Source organism: Haloarchaeobius baliensis (genome assembly GCF_052060055.1).
GTDB classification, from domain to species: domain Archaea; phylum Halobacteriota; class Halobacteria; order Halobacteriales; family Natrialbaceae; genus Haloarchaeobius; species Haloarchaeobius baliensis.
On record NZ_JBPPFR010000002.1, the window covers coordinates 116,778 to 142,309 of the forward strand.

Consider the following 25,532-nt stretch of genomic DNA (forward strand, 5'->3'; position numbering starts at 1 on the left):
TCACGACCGGTGTCCGGCTGGCGGGGGCTCCCTCACCAGTGTTAACCAACACGCGCGACTTCGAAGCGGTTCGTTAACCAACACCCGGCAGACAGAACCCCGATTACGGCCCGAACAGCCGATTCCCGACCGTCGCGAGCTCGTTCCGGGACACGTCGACGAACGCGGCGAGTTCGTACTCCTCGTGCAACTCGGTCCCGAGTCGGTACGACAGCGAGTACCCGAGCCCGTGCGGATAACCGCCGTCCTCGGGGTCGATGAACACCGGGCCGGCGTCCTCGCTCGGGGCGTCGAACTCCTCGTCGCGGACCTGCGGCCACCAGTCGGCGAGCGTCGCGTCGTCGTGTCTCGTCCACCAGGGCGACTCGTACTCGGGCACCAGCGCCTCGGCGACGGTCTGTGTGAACGCCTCCTCCAGCACGTACTCCCACTTCCGGTCGGATTCGCGGCCGCGACGGTCGAAGAACCAGCAGTGTGCGTGCTCGTGGACCGCCGACGAGGCCAGCGAGTCCCGCCACCCGTCCGGAGTGGTGTTGAACCGGAGTTCGACGGTCGCGGGGTAGTCGGCGAACCCGGCCGCGCCGTCGACCTGCTCGGTGACGAACGCGGCGCCGTCCCACCGGAGCTCCACGTCGATTTCTCGCTCCAGTGGAAACGCTTCGCCGGCACGGTCGAGCGCGTCGGCGACCGTCGCTCGCGCCGCGTCGAACTCCTCCTGTGTGGGGTGGATGTCGTGAGCCATGCGAGTCGACGGACCCTCGGCTCAAAGCGGCGCCAGCTCGGCCGAGAAGTGCCGTATCTCCTTCATCGGCGGCTCGTCGACGACCTCGTAGCCGGCGATCTCCTCGCGACGGTCCCAGACACCCGCGACGGTGTCGACGACGTGCTCGATGTGCTCCTTGTGGTACATCCGGCGCGGGACGGCCATCCGGACGAGCTCGGGGCGGTCGCTGTCGGGGAACGCGAAGCTGCCGAGCTCCACACAGCGGACGCCGCCCTCGCGGTAGATCTCGACGGCGAGGGCCTGACCGGGGAACTCTTCGGCGGGGATGTGCGGCAGGAACGCGCCGGCGTCGAGGTAGACCGCGTGGCCGCCGACCGGCTGGAACACCGGGACACCCTGCTCGGCCATGCGCTCGCCGAGGAACCGGACCTGCTCGACGCGGTCCGCGATGTACGCCTCCTCGACGGCCTCGCGGAGGCCGACCGCCATGGCCTCGATGTCGCGGCCGGACATCCCACCGTAGGTGGAGAAGCCCTCGTAGAGGATGCCGCGCTGCTTGGCGTGCTCGTACAGCGTCTCGTCGTTGCAGGCGACGAAGCCGCCGATGTTGACGAGGCCGTCCTTCTTCCCGGACATGACGGCGGCGTCGGCGTAGGAGAGCTGCTCGCGGGCGACCTCGGCGACGCTCGCGTCGGCGAACTCCGGTTCGCGCTGGCTGACGAAGTAGGCGTTCTCGGCGAACCGGCAGGCGTCGAGGACGAACATCGCGTCGATCTCGTCGCAGAACTCCCGGACTGCCCGGGTGTTGGCGACGGAGACGGGCTGGCCCGCGGCGGAGTTGTTCGTGATGGTCAGGATGACCGCCGGGACGTTCTCCGCTCCGACCTCGTCGACGACGCGCCGGGCCTCGTCGACGGAGAAGTTGCCCTTGAAGTCGCCCTCGCTGTCGAACTCGCTGGCCTCGGGGACGGGACAGTCGACGGCCTCGGCGCCCTGGTTGGCGACGTGCGCCCGGGTCGTGTCGAAGTGGGTGTTGTTCAGCACCACGTCGCCCTCCTCCAGGATGGTGCCGTAGAGCACGTTCTCCGCGCCGCGGCCCTGATGGGCGGGGACGACGTGCTCGAAGCCCATCACGTCGGCGACGGCGTCCTCCAGCTTCGCGAAGCTCGAGCTGCCGGCGTAGGACTCGTCGCCGCGGAACATCGCGGCCCACTGCTCGTCGGACATCGTCCCGGTACCGGAGTCGGTGAGCAGGTCGACGAACACGTCGTCGGCGTCCAGATTGAACAGGTTGTAGCCCGCGTCCTCGAGGTTGGCCGCTCGCTCCTCGCGTGCCGGCAGGTGGATGCGCTCCACCATCTTCGACTTGTACGTTGTCATGGGCAACGAGAGGGCCGAGAGCGTGAAAGTCCTAGGTGGCGCTGTCTGCGAGTCGGACGACAGAACGCAGGGAGAGTGTACGGATACGGGCACCGGCAGACAGGTCTATCCGACGCCGCTCCCGGCCGACGTGCGATGGACGCGTCTCGCGGTGTCGCTGACGAGTCCGACAGCCCGCGTGTGGCGTCCCGACCTACCTCAGTCGTCGGCGTACTCCACGGTCGCGAGTGCCACGACACAGGCGAGACAGCAGCCGACGACGGGGAGGAGCCACGCGAGTTCGAGCGGGGCACCTGCGAGGACGCTCCCGGCCTCGTAGGCCACCGACGCGCTCGCGATGGCGAGCAGGACGAGGACCAGTCTGAACCGCTCGGTACCGCGCCGGAACGGGCCGAGGCGCTCGGTTCCAGCCATGTCTGTACCGTCGACACTACCGCGGCAAGAATGTTACGTGAATGTCAGTTCGGCTGGGAGGGCGGTCGCGGTTCAGTACAGCTCCTGCAGTATCTCCAGCGTCTCCTCGCGGTCGTCCCAGGCGACGACGATGGCGACGCTCGTCGCGGAGGTGATGAGCTCGTGGATGTTGATGCCCGCCTCGGCCATCGGCGAGACGATCTCGTCGATGACGCCTGGCTCGTTGGGGAGCTCGCCGCCCGTGACACGCACCACGGCGAGGTCGTCCTCGACGGTGACCGAGGAGAGGCTCTCGTCGTCGATGACCTCGCGATGGAGGATGTTCTCGGCGCGCTCGGACTCGCTCTCGTCGACGTAGAACGTGACGGTGTCCATCCCGCTCGCGACCGCGTCGACGTTGATTCCCGACTCCGCCAGCGACGCCGCGAGCTGGTGGAACACGCCGGACTGGTTGCGGATGGCCCGTCCCGCGACGGTGACGCAGGCGAGCGGTTCCTCCCGCAGGTCGACGAGGTGCCGGAACTCGCCGGTGATGCTCGTCCCGCCGGAGAGCAGGTCGCCGTGCTGGTAGTGGACGACCCTGACCGCCAGCTCGTCGTCCTTGTAGCTGAGCGCGGACGGGGCGACGACCTCGGCCCCACGGAACGAGAGGTTGCGGAGCTCGTCGACCGAGATCTGGCCGACGTTCCGGGCACCCTCGACGACGTGCGGGTCGCCGGTCATGACGCCCTCGACGTCGGTGACGATGACGACCTCGTCGGCGTCCATGTACTTGCCGAGCATGACGGCGGTCGTGTCGCTGCCGCCGCGACCGAGCGTCGCGATTGAGCCATCCGGCGTCTCCGCCAGGAAGCCCGTGATGACCGGGACGACGCCGTCGAGTTCGGCGGCGAGCTTCGCCGCGCGCTTCGTCGTCTCCGCGACGTCGACCTCGCCGTGTTCGTCCGTGATGACCGGCCAGTCCGGGTGGCCGGGTTCGAGGAACACCGCGTCGATGCCCCGCGCCGTCAGCGCGGCCTTCAGCATCCGCACCGACGTGCGCTCGCCCATGCTGACGATCTCCGCCCGGTCGCCGTCGTCGGCCTCGAACGTGATGTCGTCGAGCAGTTCGTCCGTCGTGTTCCCCATCGCACTCGCGACGACGGCTATCTCGTGGCCCTCGCGGACCGCGCTCGCGACCGAGTCGGCGGCCCGGTTGATCCGGTCGCCGCTGCCGAGGCTCGTCCCCCCGAACTTCGCGACTACGCGCATCCGACCACCGCATCGGTCCCGTTCGCGCTCGTCCCGTCGATACTGACGTCACTCATACCCCCTCGTAGCCGACTCGGGGCCATAACTATGTCCCCCAGTGGAAATACCTGCCGGGCTTCGGGGTCGGTGGCACGGTGGCCGTGGTGGGTTCGACACCCTGGACAGACGGACCCGGCCGGCCGTTCGGCCCGCTACGCCCGTCTTCCGGGCTGGATTTATACCTACGGAGAGCCAATGGTCGGCCGATGCACGTGCGTGAGGCGGTCGAAGCCGACGCCGACGCGATGGCCGCCATCGCCGACGGTCACGTCGACGTGATGCGCAACCTCATCCACGACCGGACGGTCCGTGTCGCCGAGACCGAGGACGAGACCAACGACCCGAACGTCGACGTCGAGGAGCCCGAGATGCCCGAACTCCTCGGGTTCGTCAGCTTCGACGCCGCGACCGATGTCGTCTACGTGACCCAGCTCGACGGGACACCGGACGCCTGCGAGCGGCTGCTCGCCGAGCCGCTCCGCTTCGCCCGCAACGAATCGATGGACGTGGAGCTGCTCGTCACCGACCCCGGCGAGCCGGCCGGCGTCGCCGCCGAGCGGGTCGGCTTCGAACAGACCGGGGCCGGGCCACGGTTCGACCGCCAGCAGACGGTTCGGTACCGCTACGCGACGAGCGACTGACCGCGGAGCGGCCCGGAGACGAGTGGTTCTCAGGAGAACTTTCTGACCGTCACGTCGAGCGTGTCGAGGTCGACCACGGGCGCGTAGCCCGCGTCGGGCTGGATGTTGACGGACTTCTGGAAGTCGGTCTGGCGCTGCCAGCAGCCCGAGTTGATGGCGAGCACGTTGTGGTACTTCCCGAAGCCGAGCTTGTGGACGTGGCCCGTGTGGAAGATGTCGGGCACGTTCTCGATGACGAGGTAGTCCTTCTCCTCGGGTGCGAGCCGGGTGTGGCCGCCGTACTGCGGGGCGACGTGGCGCTTCTTCAGCAGCTGGTACATCGCCTTGTGCGGCTCGTCGTAGCTCGCTGTGTGCTCGGGCGTCTCCGCGATGACCTCGTCGAGCGAGACGCCGTGGTACATCAGCACCGAGACGCCCTCGACGGTGACCGTCGACGGGTTGCTCACGATGCGCGGGTCGTGTGCCGTCATGATGTCCCGGAGCTCCTCGTCGAATCCTGGCTGTGGCTCTGCGAGCCGGACCGCGTCGTGGTTGCCCGGGATCATCGTCACGTCGATGTCGCCCGGGATCTGCTTGAGCTTCTCGTTGAACGTCTCGTACTGCTCGTAGATGTCCACCACGTCCAGCTCCTCGTCCTGGTTGGGGTAGACGCCGACGCCCTCGACCATGTCGCCCGCGATGAGGAGGTACTCGATGGCCTCTGCCTCCTCGGTGTAGAGCCAGTCCGCGAAGGCGTCCCACTCCTCGTGCATGAACTCCTGGCTGCCGACGTGGACGTCCGAGATGAGCGCGGCCTGCACGTGCCGGTCGGCGTAGCTCGGCTGGTGGGTCCGGGGCACGTCCGGGAAGTGCATCGAGTCGACGAAGACGATGCCCGCGTCGTCGGCCAGCGTCCCCTCGATGGCGATGACCTCGTCGTACAGCAGCTCGTCGACCAGCTCGGCGATGTTCCGGTCCTTCATCACCAGACAGGGGAACGTCCCCTTGGTGTCCTCGAGCTCGACGAGCCAGTGGCCCGACGCCGTCGACCGGATGTCGTTGACCATGCCGACGAGTGCGACCTCGCTCCCGCCGGCCATCGACTCGATGGCGTCGGTCGGTCGGTGGTTCACCCGGCCCCGGAGCTTCGAGGCGAGCTTGTCGTATCGGTCGCGGAACACCGAGACGAAATCGCTGTACTCGCCGGTGCCGGTGCTCCGGCCGGTCATGTCGTTCTCGACGCTCACCGACCGCTGGTCCGTCGAGCGGTCCGCGGTCCCGTCCCGGGAGCGCTGGTCAGCCGAACGGTCCGCCCCGTCGTCCCGGGAGCGCTGCACGGTTCCGGCGTCCGTCCCGGCGTCGCCCGCCGACGCTACAGACCCCTCTGTTTCGACTGGAGATACACCGTCGGAATCAGAACCCGTCGAACTCGTCTGGGAGCTCCGTTCTCCAGTTGAAACAGAGGGGTGTTCGTCGGCGTCGGCCGGCGCCTCGTCCTGCGATTCCGCCCCGGGCGGAGGCGAGCCCGGGTCGGCCGTCGAGGATGGCTGTCCGTCGTCCTCGCGCCCGCGAGCCGACGCTCCACGGGGGGCCGTGTCGTCCTGGACCGCACGCACGTCGTCGGCGGTCACCTTCAGCGCGTCCGCTGCCGTCGCGTCGACGACCGCCGCGAGCGTCGCGTCCGGGTCCTCGGAACTCGCGATGAGCGTCACCGCCTCCCGTTCGGCGTTGTAGCCGCGGCTCGCGAGTTCACCGACGATACGCGCGGTCGCCTCCTGTGGCACGGACCGGTAGTTCGTCCCGGACAAGAAAAGGGTACCGGACGGGACCCCGATGCCGTCGGTGGTCGCGTCGGTCCGCCGACAGGGGACCTGGACCGTTCGTCCTGCCACCTTCGTTCGCCGTCGAGGTAGATCGCGGTTCTCTCCAACCACGCCCCCGCCACCGGTCGACCCTGCTACTGACCGAACCCGCCACTGGCCGACCCCGCCACGGCCCACGACACCCACGGAGCCTGTCTCCCCAGGACCCGTGAGCGCCCCCGCAGTTCTCGAACCACCTCTCAGGTGCCGAACCGACCGACAGCATCCGCGACGGCCCCGTTCCCCGCATCAGAAAGTTGATTGGTGGGGGAGTCCAATCGACGCGCAGATGAGCGGACCCGGCAGTGACGACGAGTCGGACGACGATCGCGACGAGCGGGCCGCCCCCCCACACGACACCGACCGTGGCCGGTCCGGTGCCGACGACGCGGAGACCACCGCGCCGGTCGACGAAGACCCACCTGTCGGTGAGAACGGACCACCGGGCGAGGGAACTCCTGCCGACAGTGACGGGGAGCGCCCCGAGCGCGGCCAGCGCGCCGCCGACACCGACGAACCGACCCCCTTCGGTTCGAGTCGAGATGACCCCCACGACTCGGTCACGTCTCCTCCTGACGCTGTCGATGTGGCCGAATTGGGTCCAGTCGAAACGGAGGGTGGGGGCGGACCCGGTACCGACGTCGATGCCGGCACCACCCAGGACAGCGAGGGACCACCCATCCCCGGTGGCGACGAGGGACGCGAGGAGTTCGACGGCCCCGTCGACTGGTTCCTCCACACCGACGACGCGTTCGTCGTGACGGTTCGGGACGTCGGGAACAGTCTCCTCACCGTCGCCTTCATCGGCATCGTGCTGTTCGCGGTCAGCGGCATCTGGCCGCCCCTCGTCGCCGTCGAGAGCGGGAGCATGGAGCCGCACATGCACCGGAACGACCTCGTCTTCATCGTCGAGGAGGGCCGCTTCGTCGGCGACAGCGCCCAGCCCGGCACCGGTGTCGTGACACACCGTGCCGCCCAGCAGAACGAGGGCTACTGGAGCTTCGGCGACTACGGCAACGTCATCGTCTACCAGCCCAACGACGACCCCCAGCGGGTCCCGATCATCCATCGGGCCCGCTTCTGGGTCGCGGAGGACGAGAACTGGGTCGACCCGCCCTCCGAGGGCGGGACCGGGAAGGCGGACCAGCAGTACCTCGGCGGCGCGGAGAGCTGCTCGCAGGTCCGGACCTGTCCCGCACCCCACGACGGGTTCGTCACGCTCGGGGACGCGAACGAACGGTACGACCAGGTCGGTGCGAGCATGAACAGCGACGTCGTGGAACCGGACTGGGTCCGCGGGAAGGCGAAGGTCCGCGTCCCCCTGCTGGGCTGGATCCGCCTCCAGTTCGCACAGCTCGCCACCACGTTCGGCGGGACCGGCCCCACCGCGCTCGGGATGCTTCGGCTCCAACTCGGCGTCGTGTTGGCAGGCGTCGGGACCGTCGTGGCGCGGCGACGCGGCGTGCTGTAAGCTGTCAGGGGTCGTTTGTCGTTTCGACGGTCGCCCCCCGTTTCACGTCGAGTGGGTTCGGGAATCGCTTGCTGCAGAAGGGATCGCTCGCGACCAGTCGGGTCGCAGCGAGACGGCCGCCTCAGTTGTTGAACCGGGCCTGCACGAACGGCTGGACCTCCTCGATGTCGCCGAGCCTGGAGTCGCTGAGGAGGACCGCCTCCGTCTCCTCGATGGGGACCGAGAGGCTGATCTCCTTCGTGCGGCCGTAGCGACCCTTCGAGACGACGACGGCGTTGACGATGCCGAGCATGTCGAGCTCGGAGATGAGGTCGGTGACACGGCGCTGGGTGAGCACGTCGGCGTCGATCTCCTCGCAGAGCCGCTTGTAGATGTTGAACACCTCGCCCGTGTTGATGTTGTGGACGCCGTTCTTCTCGAGCAGGATGATGGCGAAGAGGACGAGCTTGCTCTGCGTGGGGAGGGTGCGGACGACCTCGACGACGCGGTCGAGCTCGATCTTGTCCTGGGCCTGGCGGACGTGCTCCTCGTCGACGACCTCGGACTGCGAGCGCTCGGCGAGCTCGCCGGCCGTGCGGAGGAGGTCGAGCGCACGCCGGGCGTCGCCGTGCTCCTGGGCGGCGAACGCGGCACAGAGCGGGATGACGTCCTCGGTGAGCGCACCCTCCTCGAACGCCACGTCGGAGCGATGCTGGAGGATGTCCCGCAGCTGGTTCGCGTCGTACGGCGGGAAGACGATCTCCTCCTCGCCGAGGCTGGACTTGACCCGGGGGTCGAGGAAGTCGGTGAACTTCTGGTCGTTCGAGATGCCCATGATGCTCACGCGGGAGTTCTCCAGCTCGGAGTTCATCCGCGAGAGGTTGTACAGCGTGTCGTCGCCGGACTTCTCGACGAGCTTGTCGATCTCGTCGAGCATGATGACGACGACCCGTTCCTCGTAGTCGACCGCGTCGAAGAAGACGCTGTAGACGCGGTCGGTCGGCCACCCGGTCATCGGGACGTCCTCGAACTCCTCGGCATCGGCCTCGAGGTCGTCGATGCGCTCGCAGACCGCCCCGCGCGATTCGAACTCGGTCTCGGCGAGGGGGTCGGGTTCGGCGTCGCCGTCGATATCGTCGAGGAGGGTCTCGAGTTCTTCGACGCGGTCCTCGATGTACGCCCGGTTCTCGTCGATGAACTTGTTCGCGAGCTGGGCGAGGACACGGTACTGCGTGTCCGTCACCTCGCAGTTGATGTACTCGACCGAGCAGGGTACCTCGTACTTCTTGGAGGTGCTCTCGAGTTCGTTCGAGACGAACTTCGCACTCGCGGTCTTGCCGGTCCCCGTCTTCCCGTAGATGAGGATGTTCGACGGGGTCTCACCACGCAACGCGGCGACCAGAATGGTCGCCATCTTGTTGATCTGTTCCTTCCGGTGCGGCAGTTCGTGCGGTGTGTAGGACGGTCGCAGGACCTCCTTGTTCTCGAAGATCGGCTCCCCGCTCATGAGGTCGTCGAACAGTCCCTGTGACGCTCCCTCGTCGTCAGATTCGTCGAGTACGACGTCGTCGAGGTCGACCTCGAAGTCCCGCGAGGATTTCGGGGGCGATCGCCCTGCGCCCTCGGCTACGTCCGTATCCGCGTCGTCGTCATCGTTGTCTGTCATCCCTTTGGTTCACCCCCTCGTTTCGATTGGAACTCGATACGAGGTCCCGTGTAAGCGGACGTGTACCCGTCGTACGTCGGACCTGAGACGAACGACTCGACGATACCCCGTCCAGTTGATGCAAACGAAGCAGATGAACAGGAGGGTAATAATAGTTGCCCTTCAGCAATAGCGGTCAGTAGTACTACATCGCGCGATGGAGGGCGAGAAAGCCGTTCTGGCGGTTTCTCGCCGTTCATCGGACGGGAGTCGGGTCTCGAAAAGTACGGGACAGGCCCGTTTCACCTCGATACCCGCGGGTGAGCTGTCAAGGGAGAGCCGTCGTAGTTCTACTCGGGGGTGAACGATACGTCTCGGGGCCTGGACGTTCCGACCTGGGACCTGGACGATCCGATCTGAGGGTGGACGGTACGACGGGGGGAGACTTCCGACGCGGAGCTTGGACGATTCGACTCTATGGGAGACCTCTATGGGAGACGTTTCCACCCACGGGACCCCGTACTGACCGGTGGACTCACCGATCGGCCAGCGTCGACCCCCGCAGCTGCACTGCGGAGGAGGAGTCCGTCCGTCTCGACGCCGGGTGTCGTCGAAGCGGTGCCGATCATCGGGGAATCCAGCGAACACTCGACACGGGCGTTCGGCTGTCGACGTGAAATGGTGGGGGTGGAGGTCGGGCGGGACGTCTCGAAATGGCAGACTGCGTCGGGGTGTTTTCGGGATGGTTCACGTTCGACCCGAATCGGAGGGGGGTCTGCGCCACAGGTGGGGTGCCGAGGGGTCGGCGAGAGGCCGCCATGGCGGCTGTCCTGGTGTTCCCGACGAGTGTCGTGTGGTGTGCTATCACGACCACCCGAACCCCCCCACCCCTTCGTTTCGGGTGGAACGGGCGATGGGTGGGTGGGGGAGGGGGCCGTCTAGCCATGGCAATCTTTAATACAACTCTCCTGAAACAGTATCCGCGAACCAGAGAAAAACCAACTTCTACTAGTTACTAGCTATATTGATTACTAGACGTTCGTCCATTCCTGTCCGCCTTCTAGAACGAAACCGCCAGTTCGTCAACCCTCCCACCCACCGTCGCCACCCGTTCCAGTTGAAACGAAGGGGTGGGGGGCTCCCGAGAAGACCGCCAACGATAGCACGCCACATGATGACTGTTAACAGCCGCACGTCACGTGCTGTGCTTCTCCAGTGGTCCGCCCCGTCGGTCGGGAGCTCGCAGCCCGGGACCAGGTGTGCCAGTGGAGGTTGGGTGGTCCGGCTCGGTTGGGACGATCGACCAGGCACGACGACCGTTCGGGTTCGGGCCGGTGCTCTGTGCGACGCCCGTTCGGGCCAGTGCTCTGTGGTCAGTCCACCCGCACGTGCGAAGAGCAGCTAAATTCGCCCGGTGTGTGACCGGACGAAGTGACAGCCAGTTCCGTCTCTCCATCGCCCGACGTGGGGGGTCGTTCGCCTCGATATTCGTCTCCTTCCTCGCGGTTCGATTCCAGATCACACCTCCACGTGAAACGGTTCAGGAATCGACCATCAATGTCTGAATCGAGCTTCTCGGCGGCCAAAATCTACATTAGCGCGGACAGAGCATCCTGAGAACACCCCCGCATTTCGACTGGAGGACGGTCAGCGCGAGGGGCCCAAAACCCCATGTCTGACGTACGCTTAAGTGAATCGAGTGCGGTACTACTGCCAGACGCACGCGAATCGGAGCTTCGAGACGCGTGTGGGAGGACAGAATAGGATGGGACTCATTTCAGGACTCAAAGACAGTCTTCAGCAGGTACGAGAGACGCTGTTCGCGGAGGAGGATCAACAGAAGCGGATCGGCATCTACGGCCCACCCAACGCGGGGAAGACGACACTCGCGAACCGGATCGCCCGTGACTGGACCGGCGACGCCGTCGGCCCGGAGAGCCACGTGCCACACGAGACACGACGGGCCCGCCGGAAGGAGAACGTCGAGATCAAGCGCAACGGCAGTTCGGTCAACATCGACATCGTCGACACGCCCGGTGTGACGACGAAGGTCGACTACGAGGAGTTCCTCGACTACGAGGAGTTCGACCAGGACGAGGCCGTTCGTCGGTCTCGCGAGGCGACCGAGGGCGTCGCCGAGGCCATGCACTGGCTTCGGGAGGACGTCGACGGGGTCATCTACGTGCTCGACAGCACGACCGACCCCTTCACGCAGGTGAACACGATGCTCATCGGCATCATCGAGTCGCGGGACCTGCCCGTGCTCATCTTCGCTAACAAGATCGACCTCGACGACTCGAGTATCAAGCGAATCGAAGACGCGTTCCCGCAACACGAGACGGTGCCACTCTCGGCGCTCGAGGGCGAGAACATGGACGAAGTGTACGACAAGATAGCGGAGTACTTTGGGTGATCAGATGCCGGAAGCAAAAACCTCAGACAACGACGGGGTCCAGATCGACCTCATCAGCGGGCAGCGCATGGAGAACCTCGCGAGCATGGAGAAGATCCGCGTCATCCTCGACGGGGTTCGCGACGGGAACATCGTCATCCTCGAGGAGGGGCTCTCCCCCGACGAGGAGTCCAAGCTCATCGAGGTGACGATGACGGAGATCAGTCCGGACGAGTTCAACGGCATCGAGATCGAGACCTATCCACGCTCCCAGACCAACGACGCCTCGATCCTGGACCGCATCATGGGCAAGGAGGAGACGGCGAAGCTCACCGTCATCGGTCCGGCGAACCAGATCGAGACGTTGCACAAGGACGAAACGCTCATCAGCGCACTCGTCTCCCGGAAATAATGCCCCACCAGTGTACCGACTGCGGGCGCACGTTCGAGGACGGCTCGAAGGAGATGCTGTCGGGCTGTCCGGACTGTGGCGGCAACAAGTTCCAGTTCATCCCGGCCGACGCCGTCGACGAGTCGGTCGAGGCCAACTCGCCGGGGGACCCACCGAGCCGGAGCTCCTCGGCGGGCGCGGTGAGCAAGGCCGCCACCACCGTCCGCGACTGGGTCGGTGGCGGGAGCGACGACGCCGACCGGCCGTCGGGTGGAGACCGACCGACCGGTGACCGGCCGTCCAGCGAGTGGCCCAAATCCGCCACCGAGGACTACGACACGCCCGCAGAGAAGGCAGCCGCCCGGTCCGGCGGTGAGGGTGCGGATGCGGCGACGGCTGACGCCTCCGCGGAGGCGTCGACAGCAGAGGCATCGAGTGCCGGTGCCTCGACCGCCGACGCTCAGTCGGAGGCAGCGTCCACGACCCACACCGACCCGTCCAGCGACGACGGGACCATCCAGGGCCAGACGACGGGTGACGAGGACAACGCACAGGCGAGCGCCCGGTCGGACGTGGTCTCGCCGGACGAGCTCCCTGACGGTACCGCGACGCCGCCGGCGGAGTCGTCCGAGGTGGCCGACGAGTCAGGGAGCGCACCCGAACCGGAGGCGGCTGCAGGCGGGCGTGGTGGTTCGACTGCGGAGGCCGGCGCGGCCGACGTCGCTGCCCCGTCGCCGGAGGCCGCCGACGGCCGTCACGAGGTCGCGGACCCGGCCGACACCCAGATCGAGGACCGGCCGGACCTCGACGAGCTGCGGGAGGAGCTGAACCAGCAGTTCGAGAGCATCAAGATCCTCAACCCGGGTCAGTACGAGCTGAACCTGATGGAGCTGTACGACCGCGAGGAGTACATCATCTCGCTGCGCGAGGACGGTCGCTACGTCATCGACGTGCCGGACTCCTGGCGCGGCGACGACTGAGTTCGGCTCGCGAGCGAGTCCCGTCCACCGCTGGGCGGGTCCAGTCCCATCCTCTCGTTCACGACGCCGATGCGGGTGGTATCGGAACGGCGCCCAGAGTGGGGACAGATACCACACCCCTTCGTTTCCACTCTGGAACGCCAAACCACCCGTGGAAAGTCCTCTCGACGACGTTCTTCTGCTGCAGTCGAAACGATGGTGTTCGGCGAGGGCCGGAACTGATAGTTTTAAGCACTCCCACCCGTTCGTGACGAACATGAGCGAAGCCACGAAGATCGTACTCGCGACGGTCGGAATCGCCGGGGCACTGTCGATCGCGCTGGTCGCTGCCAGCCTCGGAATCTGATGTTCACAGAACGGGAGCTTTCTCCGCAGGTCGCCGCCGTCCGTGAGCGACACGCACCCGACGCACTGGTTCTCGACGCGGCGAACGATTTCGAGACGCTGCCGCCCGCACAGGCCGAGGATCTCGGTCTGCTCGTCGACGCGCTGGACCCGAAGACGTACCCGCGGGAGTGGCTCCCCGGGGACGCCCCGGCCGTACTCGACAGGCTCGCTGGCTCCACGTTCACCATCGGTGCACCGGGCGACGGCAGCGTCGCGTGGACACACCAGACCGACCCACCGGTCGTCATCGTCAAACCGCGGGTGCAGGGGTCGCCGACCGAGTTCATCGACTTCCTCGTCGCGGAGGCGCTGGTCGAGGTCGGTCTCGACGTGCCGGAGCACTTCCTCGGCTTCTTCCGGGAGCACTACCGCGAGCTCGACGCCGCGGTCTCGCTGGACCCGAACGCCACCTATCAGGTCGCGGCCGCGCTGTACGACGGCTGGGTGGGCCTGCACACCAGGGACGTCTTCGCCGGCTGGCTCGAGACGGAGCCGGGACTCGGCGACGCCTGGCAGGACGCGGGGAACCGGCTCGAAGGGCGGCTGGACGGGCTCTCACGCGAGGTCGCGCTGGGAAAGACGGACTTCGCCGACGCCACGGAGCTCGCCTGCAGCGCCATCAAGCACGCGCTGGAGCTCCCGGCACCGTTCGGTGCACTCGACGCCGAGGCCTACCGCGACCGGGGGGCGCCGTACGCGGTCCGCTGGGCGGAGAAGACGTTCGAGAAACTGGACGAGTAGCAGACCCAGGTTCGGCAGCTCGCACGCGGGTCACTCCTCGACCCGGTCGAGGACGACACCGTCTTCGAACCCGCCGCGGGCCGCGCGTTTGGCCCTTCGTTTCCGCTGGAGATCCTCCCGGTCGATGTCCTCGGCCTCGCGGATCGCCGCGACCACGTCGAGCACGTCGCCAAGCTCCGCGACGCTCGGGTCGTCGCGGAACTCAGTGGCCTCCTCGACGAGCTTCTCGCGCAATCGTTCCCGGTACGCCTCGCCCGCGACGGTGTGCGTGACGGGCGTCTCGTCGTTCTCGCGTATCACCTCGGGGATGCGGTCGCGGACGAGCTTGTCGTACTCTCGCATCTCGGAGCCGGTCAGCCCCTGATCTCGACGTTGCCGTCGACGTCGAGGTCGACCACCACGTCGAACAGGTCGCGGTAGCCGGTCTCGGTGTCGTCGTCGTGGACCTCGTCGGAGAGGTGGAACAGGGCGACGGCGTCGTGGTCGTCGACGAGCGCGACGAGCCGCTCGACCGCCTCGCGGGCCTCGTCCTCGCCGGCGTAGTAGGCGAGCTCGGTGATGGAGTCGAAGCTGACGCGGAGCTTCCCGTCGTGGTCTTCGAAGAAGCGCTCGGCCTGTTCGACGATGCCGGCGACGTCGTCGGGCGCGGAGACGTAGTGGACGCGGTCGCTGGACCGGCGCGAGTAGCCGCGTTCGACGCTCAGCGTGTCGAGGATGACCGCCTTGGAGTCGTCGACGTCGTAGTAGTCGAGCTTCTGGCGTACCTCGCGGGCAGTGGTTCGTGTCGAGATGACGAGAAAGTGGTCGGTGTCGTCGCGCAGGAAGTTGGTGTCGATGCGGTCGGTCTCCCCTGTCGATGGATGGACCAGCAGGATGCTCGTTCCACCCGCGACGGTTCGGTCGCTCCCATCGATACCGAGCGTGTAGTCCATACACGCGGGAACCGGTGGCGTAAACTTAAGCGTGCGGGTGGCCGATTGCGGTACGGTAGCGGGGGACACTCGTTCCTGTGCGGTGTCGATTCGAACCCGCTGGCGAGAGCCGAAATCGGGTCTGGGCCGGGTCCGTTACAGCAGCGAGTCGGCCGTCGCTGCCCCGACGACGCTGAATATGGCGCCGACGGCGGTCGCCTTGAGCGTCGTCTCCGCCACGTCCATCGTCGTGGGGTCGGTCAGTATCTCGTTGTCGACCAGGAACGTGGTCGGCGCGTCGAACGCCAGCGCGAGGATGATGACGGAGCCGAAGGAGACGACCATCAGCGAGACGAAGCGGAGCGGGATGCCGCCGACCTCGGCCTCGCGGTCGGGGTTGCGGTCGTCGTCGGCCTTGTACAGCGCACCGTAGCCGATGGCGAAGACGATGGCGACGACGACGATGGCGTGGGCGGTGCTCATGCTCGCTGCGAGCACCCAGACCTCCTCGGTGACGACGAACGGGCCCGCGAGCAGGAAGCCGCCGACGACCTGCTGCGCGCTGTCCGCGACCTGGAAGCGCCGTCGCGTGCCGACCATACCCTGGGTGAATCGGGCACCGAAGTAAACGGTTGCGCTCCCGTGGTCAGTCGGCGGCAGGGTGGCTGTATCGGCTCCTGGGGTAGAAATCCCCACAAACGGTCCCAAATGTTTCTCTCCCGAAACTTATTTGAAGACGAGAATGTGTTACAGAATATGGACAGGCGGAAGGTTCTCGCGTTGACAGCAACGATGGGGGTCACCGGGAGTGCCGGCTGCAGCAGTCTCCTCGGCGCGGGGGGCGACGGTTCGGGTGGCGACGGAACGCCGACCGACAGCGTGGCTCCGAACTTCGAGGAGAGTTCGGTCGAGGGTCCCGGTGAGGTCACCTACGGCGACACCGCGACGCTGACCGTGACGGTGAGCAACGGTGGCGAGAGGGAGGGCTCGTTCACCGGGCAGCTACGAGCGACGTCGTCGGACCTCGAGTACGAACAGCGGATCGACCAGACCGTCGCCGGGGGTGAGAGCGTGACCGTCGAGAGCCGTTCCATCTCGTTCGGCAGCGTCGGCGAGTACACGTTCGAGCTGGTGTCGGAACCGGACGACTCGTCGGACGACGACGCCGAACCGACGACCATCGACTCGTCGACCGTCCCCGTCACCTCAGCCGTGGGGAGCGCCGGTGACACGGTGGCGGTGTCCGAGAACCTCAGGCTCACCGTCCAGGACGTCGAGTTCCGTGATGTCGTGTTCACCGGTCGGACCGACGTCTCGGGCGCGTTCACGGCCCCGACCGGCCGTGTACTCGCTGTGTACCAGATTCGTGTGGAGAACGTCGGGACGGTCGAGGAGCGGTGGCGACCGTCGAAGATGAGCGCGGAGGGCGGCGAGCTGTACGGCGGCTCGGGGCCACGGATCCCGGAGTCGCAGTATCTCGGGATCCGACGGACGCTCACACCGAGCGAGGCGGTGCCCGGCTACCTGGTCGCACAGTTCCCGCGGGACGTCGCGAAGACGGAGGCACCCCTCACGCTCCGGACGGGACGGCCGGACAGCGATCCGGAGTACCGGTGGGAGTTCACCGCGTCCTCAGAGCGGACGTTCCCGGCGTTCAGGCTGGAGTCGGTCGACGCGCCGTCCACCGTTCCGAAGGGCGAGGAGTACGATATCACGTTCCGGCTGCACAACGAGGGCGACGCCGGGGGGACGCTGAAGGCCGTGCCCCAGTCGGCCGAGTTCCGGAACGACGACTGGACACCGCTGGCTTCCGAGCAGTTCATCGAGCAGGAGATCGGGGTGGACGAGACGGTCGCGGTGTCGGTGTCGACCAGTCAGTCCGAGGTGGGCGGCACGTTCTACTACCGGCTGGCACCGTTCATCGGCCGGGAGTGGACGACAGAGTTCACGAACTGACCTGGAATCCACAAGCGTTTGGGTACCCGCCCGCGAGTCACAGGGTATGAGCGTCAGAGCAGAGTTCGACGCCTGGGCCGAGGACGGCCGGGACCGCGGCATGGAGGAACGCCACTGGCACACCGCGAAGCACGCGCTGGCGCGGATCCCCGTCGAGGCCGGGGACACGGTCGTCGACCTGGGCTGTGGCTCCGGCTACGCGGGTCGTGCGTTGCGGGACACGAAGGATGCGGGCCGGGTCTGGGGGCTGGACGGCTCGCCGGAGATGGTCGCCAACGCACGGTCGTACACCGACGACGACGCGGTCGACTACCTCGTCGGCGACTTCGATTCGCTCCCGTTCGCGACCGACTCGGTGGACCACGTCTGGTCGATGGAGGCGTTCTACTACGCCGCAGATCCGGAACACACCCTCGAGGAGATCGCCCGCATCCTCCGTCCGGGCGGGACGCTATTCTGCGCGGTGAACTACTACGAGGAGAACGTCCACTCCCACGAGTGGCAGGAGTTCATCGAGATCGAGATGACCCGCTGGAGCGCGTCGGAGTACCGGCAGGCGTTCCGCGATGCGGGACTCCACGTCGGCGCCCAGGACAACATCCCCGACGACGACATCGACATCCCCGACGCGGACGCGTTCCCGACCGACGACTGGGAGACCCGCGAAGACATGGTCGAGCGCTACCGCACGTACGGGACGCTGCTGACCGTCGGCGTCGCGCCGTAGCGCGGCCGCGCCCGTTCGTCCTCAGTGCTCGTCCAGCTCGGGCTTCTGCTCGCCGGCCTCGACGACGGTCTCCAGCCAGTTCTCCTCCGGCGGCAGCGGGCAGGCGTAGGCGTCGCTGAAGCCACAGAACGGCGTGTACGCGAGGTTGAAGTCGACGACGACCGACTCCCCGTCCGCCAGCTCCTGCTCGGCCTCGAGGTCCATGTACCGGCCCGCAGCGTAGGTCTGCTGCCCCGTCGTCTTGTCGCGGAACGGGACGAACAGCGTCTCGCGGTCCTCGCCCGTCGGCCGGTACGCCGCCAGCGCGTGCGTCCCGCCGTGCAGCTCGAACGTCAGCTCGCCGACCTTCCGGTAGCGCTGTTCGCCGCCGGTCGTCGTCTCCATCCGGGCGATCTCGTCGTCGTCACCGTCGACGAGGTGCAGCGTCGCCGTCACGCGGTAGTCGGGGTCCGGCTCGAAGTAGTCCAGCCCGTCGAACTCGTCCCGGTCGGGCTCCGGCACCGGGGAGTGCGGGTGGTTCGCGAAGAACTCGTCCTTCTCGGCGCGCTTCGCCTCGAGCTCCGCCCGCCAGGTATCGACGTCGAAGTCGGCGACTGTTCCGGCGTCGGCATCGGCTTCGCTGTCGGTCATACCCCTCGATTTCGTGTGGAGATGGGTAGCTGTTGCGCTCCGGTATCCAGTCCCGACTGCTGGACTCAGGCCACCCCGGGGAGGGCGGCCGCGGTCGCCGTCGCGTTGCCCGTCGTCAGCTCGGCGCCGCCGAACGTCGGGAGGGTACCCGTGGTGGTTCCGAGCTCGATGCGCAGGCGGAACGTGTCGCTGTCGGTGCCGAGCCCGGTCACGTCGACGCTGCCCGTCGCACCGGACAGGGCTATCGGTGCGCTGGACTCCTCGAACGTGCCGTCGCCGTCGGGGTCGGACTCGACGGTGACCGTGATGCTCGTCCCCGAGGGAACCGTCGCGTCGACGTTCGTGAGCACGAGTTCGTCCGCGTCGAACGTCGCCGGGTAGCTCCGGGCCTCCGTCGTCACGGTGCGGTTGCCCGAGCCGCCGCCGTCGGCTGTGTACAGCGCCTCGATCTCCGCCTGGTCGAGCGCGCGGTCGTACAGCCGGACCTCGTCGACCCGGCCGTCGTAGTACTCGTCGTTGCGGTCGCCGTCGAAGCTGCCGGCCTCGCTGCCGTCGCCGATGAAGCCGAACCGGGGGGTGCCGGTGCCGAGCGGGGCCCCACCGTGCTGGTTCGCGCTCGCCTCCAGCGACCCGTCGACGTAGATGCGCTTCTCCGAGCCGTCGTACACGCCGCAGGCGAAGTGCCAGCTGCCGTCGGCGAAGTCCGTGCCGGTGGTCGACAGGTCGGCCATCGAGTTGCCCTGGCTCGACGTGGAGAAGCCGACGCCGCCGGTGTCGCCCCGGACGTAGAGGTTGAAGTACTCGGAGCGGTCGTAGTCCAGGAGCGCCCAGTTGTCGAACTCGCCGCCGCCGCTCTCGCTCGTCCGGAACCACGAGCAGGCCGTCATCTGGGGGAGTTCGCCGGCGGTGTCGAAGCTGTCGTCGATGGCGACGTAGCCGCCGTCGCGGAACTCGAACGCGGTGCCGTCGACGCCGCTGGCGTTGCCGAACGCGCCGTTGTTCTCGGCGACGACGGTGCTCCCGTCCGCGCGCTCGCCGAGCACGGTGTCGCCGTCACCGGTGTCGCGCTCGTCGAGTCGCCAGTGGTTGACCAGCCCGCTCGTCGGCGCGGTCGCGCTCCCACCGGTGCCGGCGTCGTAGAGGTCCTGTACCTCCCCCGCCGAGAGCGCCTCGTCGTACAGCCGAACGTCGTCGATGCGGCCGTCGTAGTGGAAGCCGTTCCGGCTCCCGTCGAAGCTGGTGGCCTCGCTGCCGTCGCCGATGAAGCCGTACCGGGTCGCGCCGCTCCCGAGTGCCTTCCCGTCGTGGGGGTCCGAGACGGTGGATTCGAGGGTTCCGTCGACGTAGAGGCGCTTCTCGTTGCTGCTGCGGTCGTACACCCCGCACGCGAGGTGCCAGCTCCCGTCGTTGTAGCTCCCGGTCGAGTACTGGTCGTGGAGCGACCCGGTGCCCGGCTCCGCCGACGTGGAGAAGCCGACCCGGCCGTCGTCGCCCCGGACGTAGAGGTTGAAGTACTCCGACCGGTCGAAGTCCAGCAGCGCCCAGTTGTCGAAGTTCCCGGTGCCGGACTCGTCGGTGTTGAACCAGGCGCAGGCGCTCACCTGCGGGAGCGCCCCGTCCGTGTCGAAGCTGCGCCCCAGCGCGACGTACTCGTCGTTCGCGTCGTCGAAGCTGTACGCCGTTCCGACCTGCCCGCTCGCCCCCGGCGTCGCACCCATCAGCTCCCCGTCGCCGTTCCCGACGCTGTCCTCGGCCACCAGGTCGCGTTCGTCCAGCGGGAAGTGCGCGAGCAGCCCGCGGCGGGGCTCCAGGGTCCACCCGAGGTACGGTCTGGCCGCCTGGTCGACGGTGTACGCCGCCAGGATCGTCGACTGCTCGTCGGTCTGCCAGACGACCTGTACCCGGTCGCCCGGCTCGAACCGGCCCGAGAACGCCGCGTCGCCGACGGGCAGCCCGCCCGCGTCGTCGAGCACGAACCCGTCGCCCGCCGAGATGCGACTCGTCGTCCCCGAGAGCCACTCGAACTCCTCGGTGCTGCCGTCGCTCGCGTCACGCACGCGGACCGTCAGCGACTCCGTGTTCGCCCGGGTCAGTGTGTCCCCGCCGTCGTGCTGGATGCGGACGAGCCCCCTGTCGGCGTCGTAGTCCGCCGTCATCCGTGCCTGTGGCGTCGTCTCGCCGATGTCCACCACGTCACCGAGGAAGACGAAGCCCGCACCGGCGACCACCAGCGTCAGCGCCACGATGAGCAGGATCGCGATCGGGCTGGTCGCTGCTCTGTTCGTGTCGCTCCCTCGGTCGACGACCCCCCTCATTCTGTTGACGTGTACGGAATCGGGGTAGAAGAGCGTGCGGGCCGATTACTGAAAATCTTTGTTCGGTCTGATTGTTGCGGTTCGTGGGCTTCTTCTCCGTGTTTCGTGGGACTCGCTGGTGTCGGCAACAGCCAGAAAGCCCCGGCCGTCTCGACTCCCGCGGCTCGCTGCGGTCCTCGTGCCTGCGGTCCTTGCTTCGCCGGGGCTCGTCGAGACGGCCGCCCCTTTCAGTCCCGCCCGACAGCACCGCAACCGCCCTCACGCCTCCCCAGCCTCTTGCGCTCCTCGCTCCGCTGCGGTGCTCATCCCTCGCACGAGCGTCGGCGAACGGCCTCGCTGGCACTCGGCACGTTCGCCAGGCCGTGCGCCGGTGGTGAAACGTCGGACATCGGTGGGACCAGCAACCCCGCTCCACCACCAGGCAGCCGATATATCAAAACCTGTATCAGGTGAGGGCCCACATCCCGATAGAGACATGCAGGGAACAGAGGGAGCGGAACCGCGGCGCGGTCCATCGAAGCATCATGTCTGACTTCCTCCGGACCGTCGTGGCGGTCGTCCCGGCGGTTCTCGTCGGGCAGCTGCTCGGTTCCCACACCGGGCTCGGGTGGTGGCCCCAGTCCTCGCTCGTGGTCGGGCTCGGTGCGTTCCTCGGCTACGTCGTCGACCGCCTCGACCCGGACTGGGAGTGAAACGATACCACCGAACCCACCCCCAATCTCACCCTTCTTAACCGATGCCGACCCAGCCTCCGACAAGTCTATGCACGGGGGACGATGAGCGCAATCCAGATGGACGACTGGCGGGACGTGTTCGGACACGCGGCGCCGTACGACGAGCAGGTCGACGGCATCGAGACGGCCATCGACACCGCCCGCGACGGCGGGTTCACGGTCGTCGAGGGGGCCTGCGGGACTGGCAAGACGATGCTCGCACTGACGGCGGGCATCCACCTCGTCAGGGACCCCGACAGCAGCTACGAGCGCGTCCTCGTACTCACGAGCGTCAAGCAACAGCTCCGCCAGTTCGAACAGGACCTCGAGACGATCAACGGGAACCTGCCGGCCGACTGGGACCCCGTCTCGGCGCTGACCCTCGTAGGCAAATCCGACGTCTGCCCGTACAACCGCGAGAACGCGGGCGGCATCGACGACGAGAACGTCTACGACCGGTGTGACTCGCTGCGGGAACGGACCCGCGACCTCGCCGGTGAGGGCGGTGCGACGACGGCCGAAGCACTCGCCGCGGAGGCCCGCAGCCAGCAGATCGACCTCGCGGGCTCGGGGCCGGGCGGCGCATCGGCCTCCTACCTCGAGAGCGCGGGCGAGATGTCGCCCTACCCGCCGACGATGCCCGAGTACGACACCGGCGGCGCGGACGTGGAGTTCTGCCCGTTCTACGCCAGATTCCTCGCCGACCTGCCCGACGACGGCGACCCGGCCGAGGCGGTCCCGTTCGACCTGACCGAGACCGGGCTGTTGCGTCCCGACGACCTCGTCGCGAAGGGGATGGAGTTCGGCTCCTGCCCGCACTCGCTGATGGGCGTGCTGCTCGGTCACGCCGAGGTCGTCGTCGGCAACTACTACCACGCGTTCGACCCCCGGACGACGAGCTCGTTCACCGGCGCGCTGCTCGACGACAGCACGTTCGTCGTCTGCGACGAGGCGCACATGCTCGAACCCCGCGTCCGGGACCTCGTCAGCGACCGCGTGGCCGACGCGACGCTGCGCGACGCCGAGGCCGAGCTGACGCGGGTCATCCAGCCCGTGGAGTTCGACGAGGGCGGTGGGGAGGCGAGCCGGCACACCACCGCCGACGCGGAGCTGGTCCGCGCGGAGCTCTCCGACGCCGAGGTCGGCCTCTCGGACCTGAAGGCCGCGCGCTCGTTCGTCACCGACATCCGTGAGGAGCTGGACCGCCGCGTCACCGCGCACCTCGACCGGGAGCACCGCTCCTGGCGCGCGGACCTCACCGAGCTGCACGACGACGAGATACCGCTGCGGGACCCCGACACGCCACAGCCCGACGACCTCACCGAGTGGGCCGAACGGGCGGGCTACGGTCCGAAGGACTGGACGAACCTCCCGAGCGTCGCGGCCGCGGTCGCCAGAGTGCTCAACGACGCCGAGGACGAGGAGAAGTCCAGAGCCGTGGAGGGGATGGCACGCACGCTCGCCTCGTGGTACCACCGCGGGCACACCGAGTACTTCCGCGAGGTCGAGCTCGAGCGCACCTGGGACGACACCGAGCCAGCGGACTCCTGGCGACGCGCGTACAACGCCCGGCTGGCCATCCAGAACTGCGTGCCCTCGGGCGTCATCGGCGAGCACCTCGGCGAGTTCGGCGGCGGCGTGCTGATGAGCGCGACGCTCGAACCGCTCGACGCCTTCGCGGAGGTCACGGGTCTGAAACACCTCCAGAACGAGGGACGGCCCGTCGAGACACGGACCTACGGGCTGCACTTTCCCGAGGAGAACCGCGAGTCGTTCGCGGTCGACGCGCCGAAGTTCACCTACGAGAACCGGGGCGACCCTGGCGAGGAGAACCAGACGCGACGGATGCACGCGGACGCGGTCTGTGCGGTCGCGAGCCGGCCGGGCAACGTGCTCGTCGGGATGCCGAACTACCGTGAGGCGGAGTGGATCGCGGGCGTCTGCGACGAGCGCCTCGACAAGCCCGTCCTGCTGGACGAGTCCAGCGCCGACAGCACCACCGAGTCGCTGAAGGACGAGTTCTTCTCCGGCGACGGGAAGGTGCTCGTGACGAGTCTGCGAGGTACCCTCACCGAGGGCGTGGACTACCGCGGCGACCGACTCTCCGCCGCCGTCGTCTGCGGGGTCCCGCTCATCAACACCGCCTCGCCACGGACGCGGGCCCTGAAGCGCGCCTACGACGACACCTTCGGTGACGGCTTCGAGTACGCCCTCACGGTGCCGGCGGTCAGGAAGGCAAGACAGGCCATCGGGCGGGTCATCCGCGGCCCGGAGGAGGTCGGCGTCCGGGTGTTCGTGGACGCGCGCTACGCCCGGGACTCCTGGGATTCGGTCCGCGAGTTCTTCCCCGAGACCGAGCGCGAGGAGTTCCAGCCGGTCAGCCCCGACATGCTGGACCTGGGGCTGGACCGGTTCTGGTCGAAACAGGGGTAACCGGGGCGGACGAAGAACTCAGCTCCAGCCGTCGGACTCCTCGACGCCGAAGTTGAACCCGGCCATGTCGGGACCGTCGCCGTCGAAGCCGGGGTCCCAGTCGGGGTCGTCGGTCGGGGGCTCCTCGGGCTCCTCGCGGGTGAGATCGTCGAGGTCGACGGTCTCCATGTCGTCGTCCAGTTCTTGGATCTCCGTGGAGTCGCCGAGCGTCAGCGCGTCGAGCTCGAGGTCGTCGACGGTGCCGGAGAACTCCAGCTCCTCGGCGACGGCCTTGAACTCGTCGTGGGCGGTCTCGTAGTGCTCGTCGGGGTCGTCACAGCGCACGTCGTCGAGCCCGAAGGAGTCGTTGTCGACGCGGACCGTCTCCGGTTCGCTCTCGCCGCCGAAGCTGAACGTCTCCGCCGCGCCGTCGTCGTCGAAGCTCCAGTCGTCGTCATCGGCCTCGGACCACGCCAGCTCCTCGTCGTCGGTGACGTCGTCCCAGGCGATGTCGGCGCCGTCGTCCGCGACGGGCTCCTCGTCCGGGTTCGCGTCAGTCTCGGCCGGGAGCGACAGTGCGTCCGGTTCGAGGTCCTCGAACGGGTCGTCGTCGGTCTGTTCGTCGTCGGTGTCGGTGATGGTCTCGTCGATGTAGGTCGCGTCGTCGTCGGACGGCTCCGACCCCTCCTCGTCGCCGTCTTCGCGCCCCACCCCGAGCGCATCGTAGACGGCGGAGAGTCCGGCACTGACGACGCCGATGCCGGTCGACTGCCCATCGGACCTGCCCACGGTCATACATCTCATACTGGAGCAGCTCCAGTTAATTCTTTCCCAACAGAATACGAACAGAAACCTGTTGGCCAGTCAACGTGTGGCACGGTCGCCGGCCGGATGACCGGAACGCACTTCCGCCGAGGGCGGCCACTCGCGGGTATGTCGTTCGACTGGGAGCGGGACTTCTACGCGGCCACGGACTGGGACCGCGGTGCCTACCTCGGGGGCGAGGCGATGCCCGACCACCTGGAGACCTTCTTCGAGCGCGTCGGCGTCCCCGGATCGGTCGCGGACGTGGGCTGTGGTCCCGCGCTCGTGCCGTTCGAGCTCGTGCCCGAGTACCCGGAGACGGATTTCCACTGCTACGACGTGGCACCGTCGGTCGTGGCGGCGAACCGAGAGCGCGCGGCCGAGGCGGACCTCGACAACCTCCACTTCTCGGTCGCGGGACTCCCCGACCTCGGCGTCGACCGGCGGTTCGACCTCGTCTACTGCATGGCGACGCTGTACTTCGTCGCGGACGCCGAGCGCGCCGTCGCCGAACTGTACGAGCTGGTCGCGCCCGGCGGCACGCTCGTCTGCAACTACCCGAACCGCCACACGCGGGCGTGGGTGAACGAGGACACCGACGACCAGCGGCGCGAGGCGTTCGAGCTGGTCGGCCGCGGCGAGAACCTGCTGTCGTACGAGCGCATCCGGGAACTGCTCGGCCGCACGCCGCGGAGCTACTGGTCGGCCGTCGGCGCGAGCGACGCGGACTACGCCCGCCGGTCGAGTCCCGCGGTCTACGTCACGAAGCCAGCGTGAGGGCCCCAGGG

23 protein-coding genes are annotated in these 25,532 nt (G+C 67.7%); 11 read left to right on the forward strand and 12 right to left on the reverse strand.

Translation table 11 applies throughout. The features are described from left to right. Window positions 1–103: 103 nt before the first annotated feature. From ACSG06_RS11500 to ACSG06_RS11515, 4 genes are all read right to left on the reverse strand, one after another. Complete coding sequence (locus ACSG06_RS11500) at window positions 104–742, reverse strand: DUF2268 domain-containing putative Zn-dependent protease (protein WP_440990428.1); 639 nt, start codon at window positions 740–742, stop codon at window positions 104–106. A gap of 21 nt (window positions 743–763) precedes the next feature. Next, the gene (locus ACSG06_RS11505) at window positions 764–2,104 is read right to left on the reverse strand and encodes a tryptophanase (RefSeq protein ID WP_440990429.1); all 1,341 of its coding nucleotides are present in this window, start codon (window positions 2,102–2,104) and stop codon (window positions 764–766) included. A 198-nt stretch (window positions 2,105–2,302) separates the two neighbouring features. Further along, a complete protein-coding gene (locus tag ACSG06_RS11510; RefSeq protein WP_440990430.1) occupies window positions 2,303–2,518 on the reverse strand; it encodes a hypothetical protein in 216 nt (71 codons plus the stop codon). 72 nt (window positions 2,519–2,590) lie between these two features. Beyond that, window positions 2,591–3,769 carry an aspartate kinase gene (locus ACSG06_RS11515; RefSeq protein WP_440990431.1) on the reverse strand — a complete coding sequence of 393 codons (1,179 nt, stop codon included), beginning with the start codon at window positions 3,767–3,769 and terminating at the stop codon, window positions 2,591–2,593. A 245-nt stretch (window positions 3,770–4,014) separates the two neighbouring features. Here ACSG06_RS11515 and ACSG06_RS11520 point away from each other — a divergent pair, with 245 nt between their 5' ends. After that, on the forward strand, window positions 4,015–4,449 hold the full coding sequence (locus ACSG06_RS11520) for a hypothetical protein (RefSeq protein ID WP_440990432.1): 435 nt from the start codon (window positions 4,015–4,017) through the stop codon (window positions 4,447–4,449). Between the two features lie 29 nt (window positions 4,450–4,478). Here ACSG06_RS11520 and ACSG06_RS11525 read toward each other — a convergent pair whose 3' ends face one another. Further along, window positions 4,479–6,212: a DNA-directed DNA polymerase II small subunit gene (locus ACSG06_RS11525; protein ID WP_440991424.1), complete on the reverse strand. Its 1,734-nt coding sequence runs from the start codon at window positions 6,210–6,212 to the stop codon at window positions 4,479–4,481. A gap of 367 nt (window positions 6,213–6,579) precedes the next feature. On the opposite strand from ACSG06_RS11525, the gene ACSG06_RS11530 reads away from it, so the two are divergent. Continuing rightward, on the forward strand, window positions 6,580–7,761 hold the full coding sequence (locus tag ACSG06_RS11530) for a S24/S26 family peptidase (RefSeq protein ID WP_440990433.1): 1,182 nt from the start codon (window positions 6,580–6,582) through the stop codon (window positions 7,759–7,761). Between the two features lie 121 nt (window positions 7,762–7,882). Here the strand turns inward: ACSG06_RS11530 and ACSG06_RS11535 are convergent, their stop codons facing one another. Then, a complete protein-coding gene (locus ACSG06_RS11535; RefSeq protein WP_440990434.1) occupies window positions 7,883–9,406 on the reverse strand; it encodes a Cdc6/Cdc18 family protein in 1,524 nt (507 codons plus the stop codon). A gap of 1,744 nt (window positions 9,407–11,150) precedes the next feature. On the opposite strand from ACSG06_RS11535, the gene ACSG06_RS11540 reads away from it, so the two are divergent. The 4 genes from ACSG06_RS11540 to ACSG06_RS11555 all read left to right on the forward strand — a co-directional run bounded on the left by ACSG06_RS11540 (window position 11,151) and on the right by ACSG06_RS11555 (window position 14,276). After that, entirely contained in the window at window positions 11,151–11,798 is a 648-nt protein-coding gene (locus ACSG06_RS11540) for a divisome-positioning GTPase DipA (RefSeq protein WP_256401298.1), read from the forward strand. Between the two features lie 4 nt (window positions 11,799–11,802). Then, window positions 11,803–12,189, forward strand: a complete 387-nt coding sequence (locus tag ACSG06_RS11545; protein ID WP_440990435.1) for a divisome-positioning protein B — start codon at window positions 11,803–11,805, stop codon at window positions 12,187–12,189. Then, window positions 12,189–13,148 (forward strand): OapC/ArvC family zinc-ribbon domain-containing protein, encoded by a 960-nt coding sequence (locus ACSG06_RS11550; protein ID WP_440990436.1) that lies wholly within the window; start codon window positions 12,189–12,191, stop codon window positions 13,146–13,148. Before ACSG06_RS11545 ends, ACSG06_RS11550 begins: the two co-directional genes overlap by 1 nt. 345 nt (window positions 13,149–13,493) lie before the next feature. Then, entirely contained in the window at window positions 13,494–14,276 is a 783-nt protein-coding gene (locus ACSG06_RS11555) for a DUF7089 family protein (RefSeq protein ID WP_440990437.1), read from the forward strand. A gap of 30 nt (window positions 14,277–14,306) precedes the next feature. Here the strand turns inward: ACSG06_RS11555 and ACSG06_RS11560 are convergent, their stop codons facing one another. The 3 genes from ACSG06_RS11560 to ACSG06_RS11570 form a co-directional block, all read right to left on the reverse strand. Then, window positions 14,307–14,618: a nucleoside triphosphate pyrophosphohydrolase gene (locus ACSG06_RS11560; RefSeq protein WP_440990438.1), complete on the reverse strand. Its 312-nt coding sequence runs from the start codon at window positions 14,616–14,618 to the stop codon at window positions 14,307–14,309. Window positions 14,619–14,629: 11 nt separating this feature from the next. Further along, entirely contained in the window at window positions 14,630–15,208 is a 579-nt protein-coding gene (locus ACSG06_RS11565; RefSeq protein WP_440990439.1) for a DUF7090 family protein, read from the reverse strand. Between the two features lie 135 nt (window positions 15,209–15,343). After that, entirely contained in the window at window positions 15,344–15,787 is a 444-nt protein-coding gene (locus tag ACSG06_RS11570) for a DUF2391 family protein (RefSeq protein ID WP_440990440.1), read from the reverse strand. Between the two features lie 156 nt (window positions 15,788–15,943). On the opposite strand from ACSG06_RS11570, the gene ACSG06_RS11575 reads away from it, so the two are divergent. Both ACSG06_RS11575 and ACSG06_RS11580 read left to right on the forward strand, forming a co-directional pair. Further along, window positions 15,944–17,143 (forward strand): hypothetical protein, encoded by a 1,200-nt coding sequence (locus tag ACSG06_RS11575; RefSeq protein WP_440990441.1) that lies wholly within the window; start codon window positions 15,944–15,946, stop codon window positions 17,141–17,143. Between the two features lie 46 nt (window positions 17,144–17,189). Then, on the forward strand, window positions 17,190–17,870 hold the full coding sequence (locus ACSG06_RS11580) for a class I SAM-dependent methyltransferase (RefSeq protein WP_440990442.1): 681 nt from the start codon (window positions 17,190–17,192) through the stop codon (window positions 17,868–17,870). Window positions 17,871–17,891: 21 nt separating this feature from the next. Here ACSG06_RS11580 and ACSG06_RS11585 read toward each other — a convergent pair whose 3' ends face one another. Both ACSG06_RS11585 and ACSG06_RS11590 read right to left on the reverse strand, forming a co-directional pair. Next, on the reverse strand, window positions 17,892–18,500 hold the full coding sequence (locus ACSG06_RS11585) for a DUF1684 domain-containing protein (protein WP_440990443.1): 609 nt from the start codon (window positions 18,498–18,500) through the stop codon (window positions 17,892–17,894). A gap of 65 nt (window positions 18,501–18,565) precedes the next feature. Next, window positions 18,566–20,815 (reverse strand): LamG-like jellyroll fold domain-containing protein, encoded by a 2,250-nt coding sequence (locus tag ACSG06_RS11590; RefSeq protein ID WP_440990444.1) that lies wholly within the window; start codon window positions 20,813–20,815, stop codon window positions 18,566–18,568. A gap of 524 nt (window positions 20,816–21,339) precedes the next feature. Here ACSG06_RS11590 and ACSG06_RS11595 point away from each other — a divergent pair. Together ACSG06_RS11595 and ACSG06_RS11600 are read left to right on the forward strand one after the other, a co-directional pair. Next, window positions 21,340–21,507 (forward strand): hypothetical protein, encoded by a 168-nt coding sequence (locus ACSG06_RS11595; RefSeq protein ID WP_440990445.1) that lies wholly within the window; start codon window positions 21,340–21,342, stop codon window positions 21,505–21,507. A 99-nt stretch (window positions 21,508–21,606) separates the two neighbouring features. Next, window positions 21,607–23,961, forward strand: a complete 2,355-nt coding sequence (locus tag ACSG06_RS11600) for an ATP-dependent DNA helicase (protein WP_440991425.1) — start codon at window positions 21,607–21,609, stop codon at window positions 23,959–23,961. Window positions 23,962–23,979: 18 nt separating this feature from the next. Here the strand turns inward: ACSG06_RS11600 and ACSG06_RS11605 are convergent, their stop codons facing one another. Further along, a complete protein-coding gene (locus tag ACSG06_RS11605; protein ID WP_440990446.1) occupies window positions 23,980–24,735 on the reverse strand; it encodes a hypothetical protein in 756 nt (251 codons plus the stop codon). A gap of 138 nt (window positions 24,736–24,873) precedes the next feature. On the opposite strand from ACSG06_RS11605, the gene ACSG06_RS11610 reads away from it, so the two are divergent. Next, complete coding sequence (locus ACSG06_RS11610) at window positions 24,874–25,521, forward strand: class I SAM-dependent methyltransferase (RefSeq protein WP_440990447.1); 648 nt, start codon at window positions 24,874–24,876, stop codon at window positions 25,519–25,521. Window positions 25,522–25,532 lie beyond the last annotated feature (11 nt).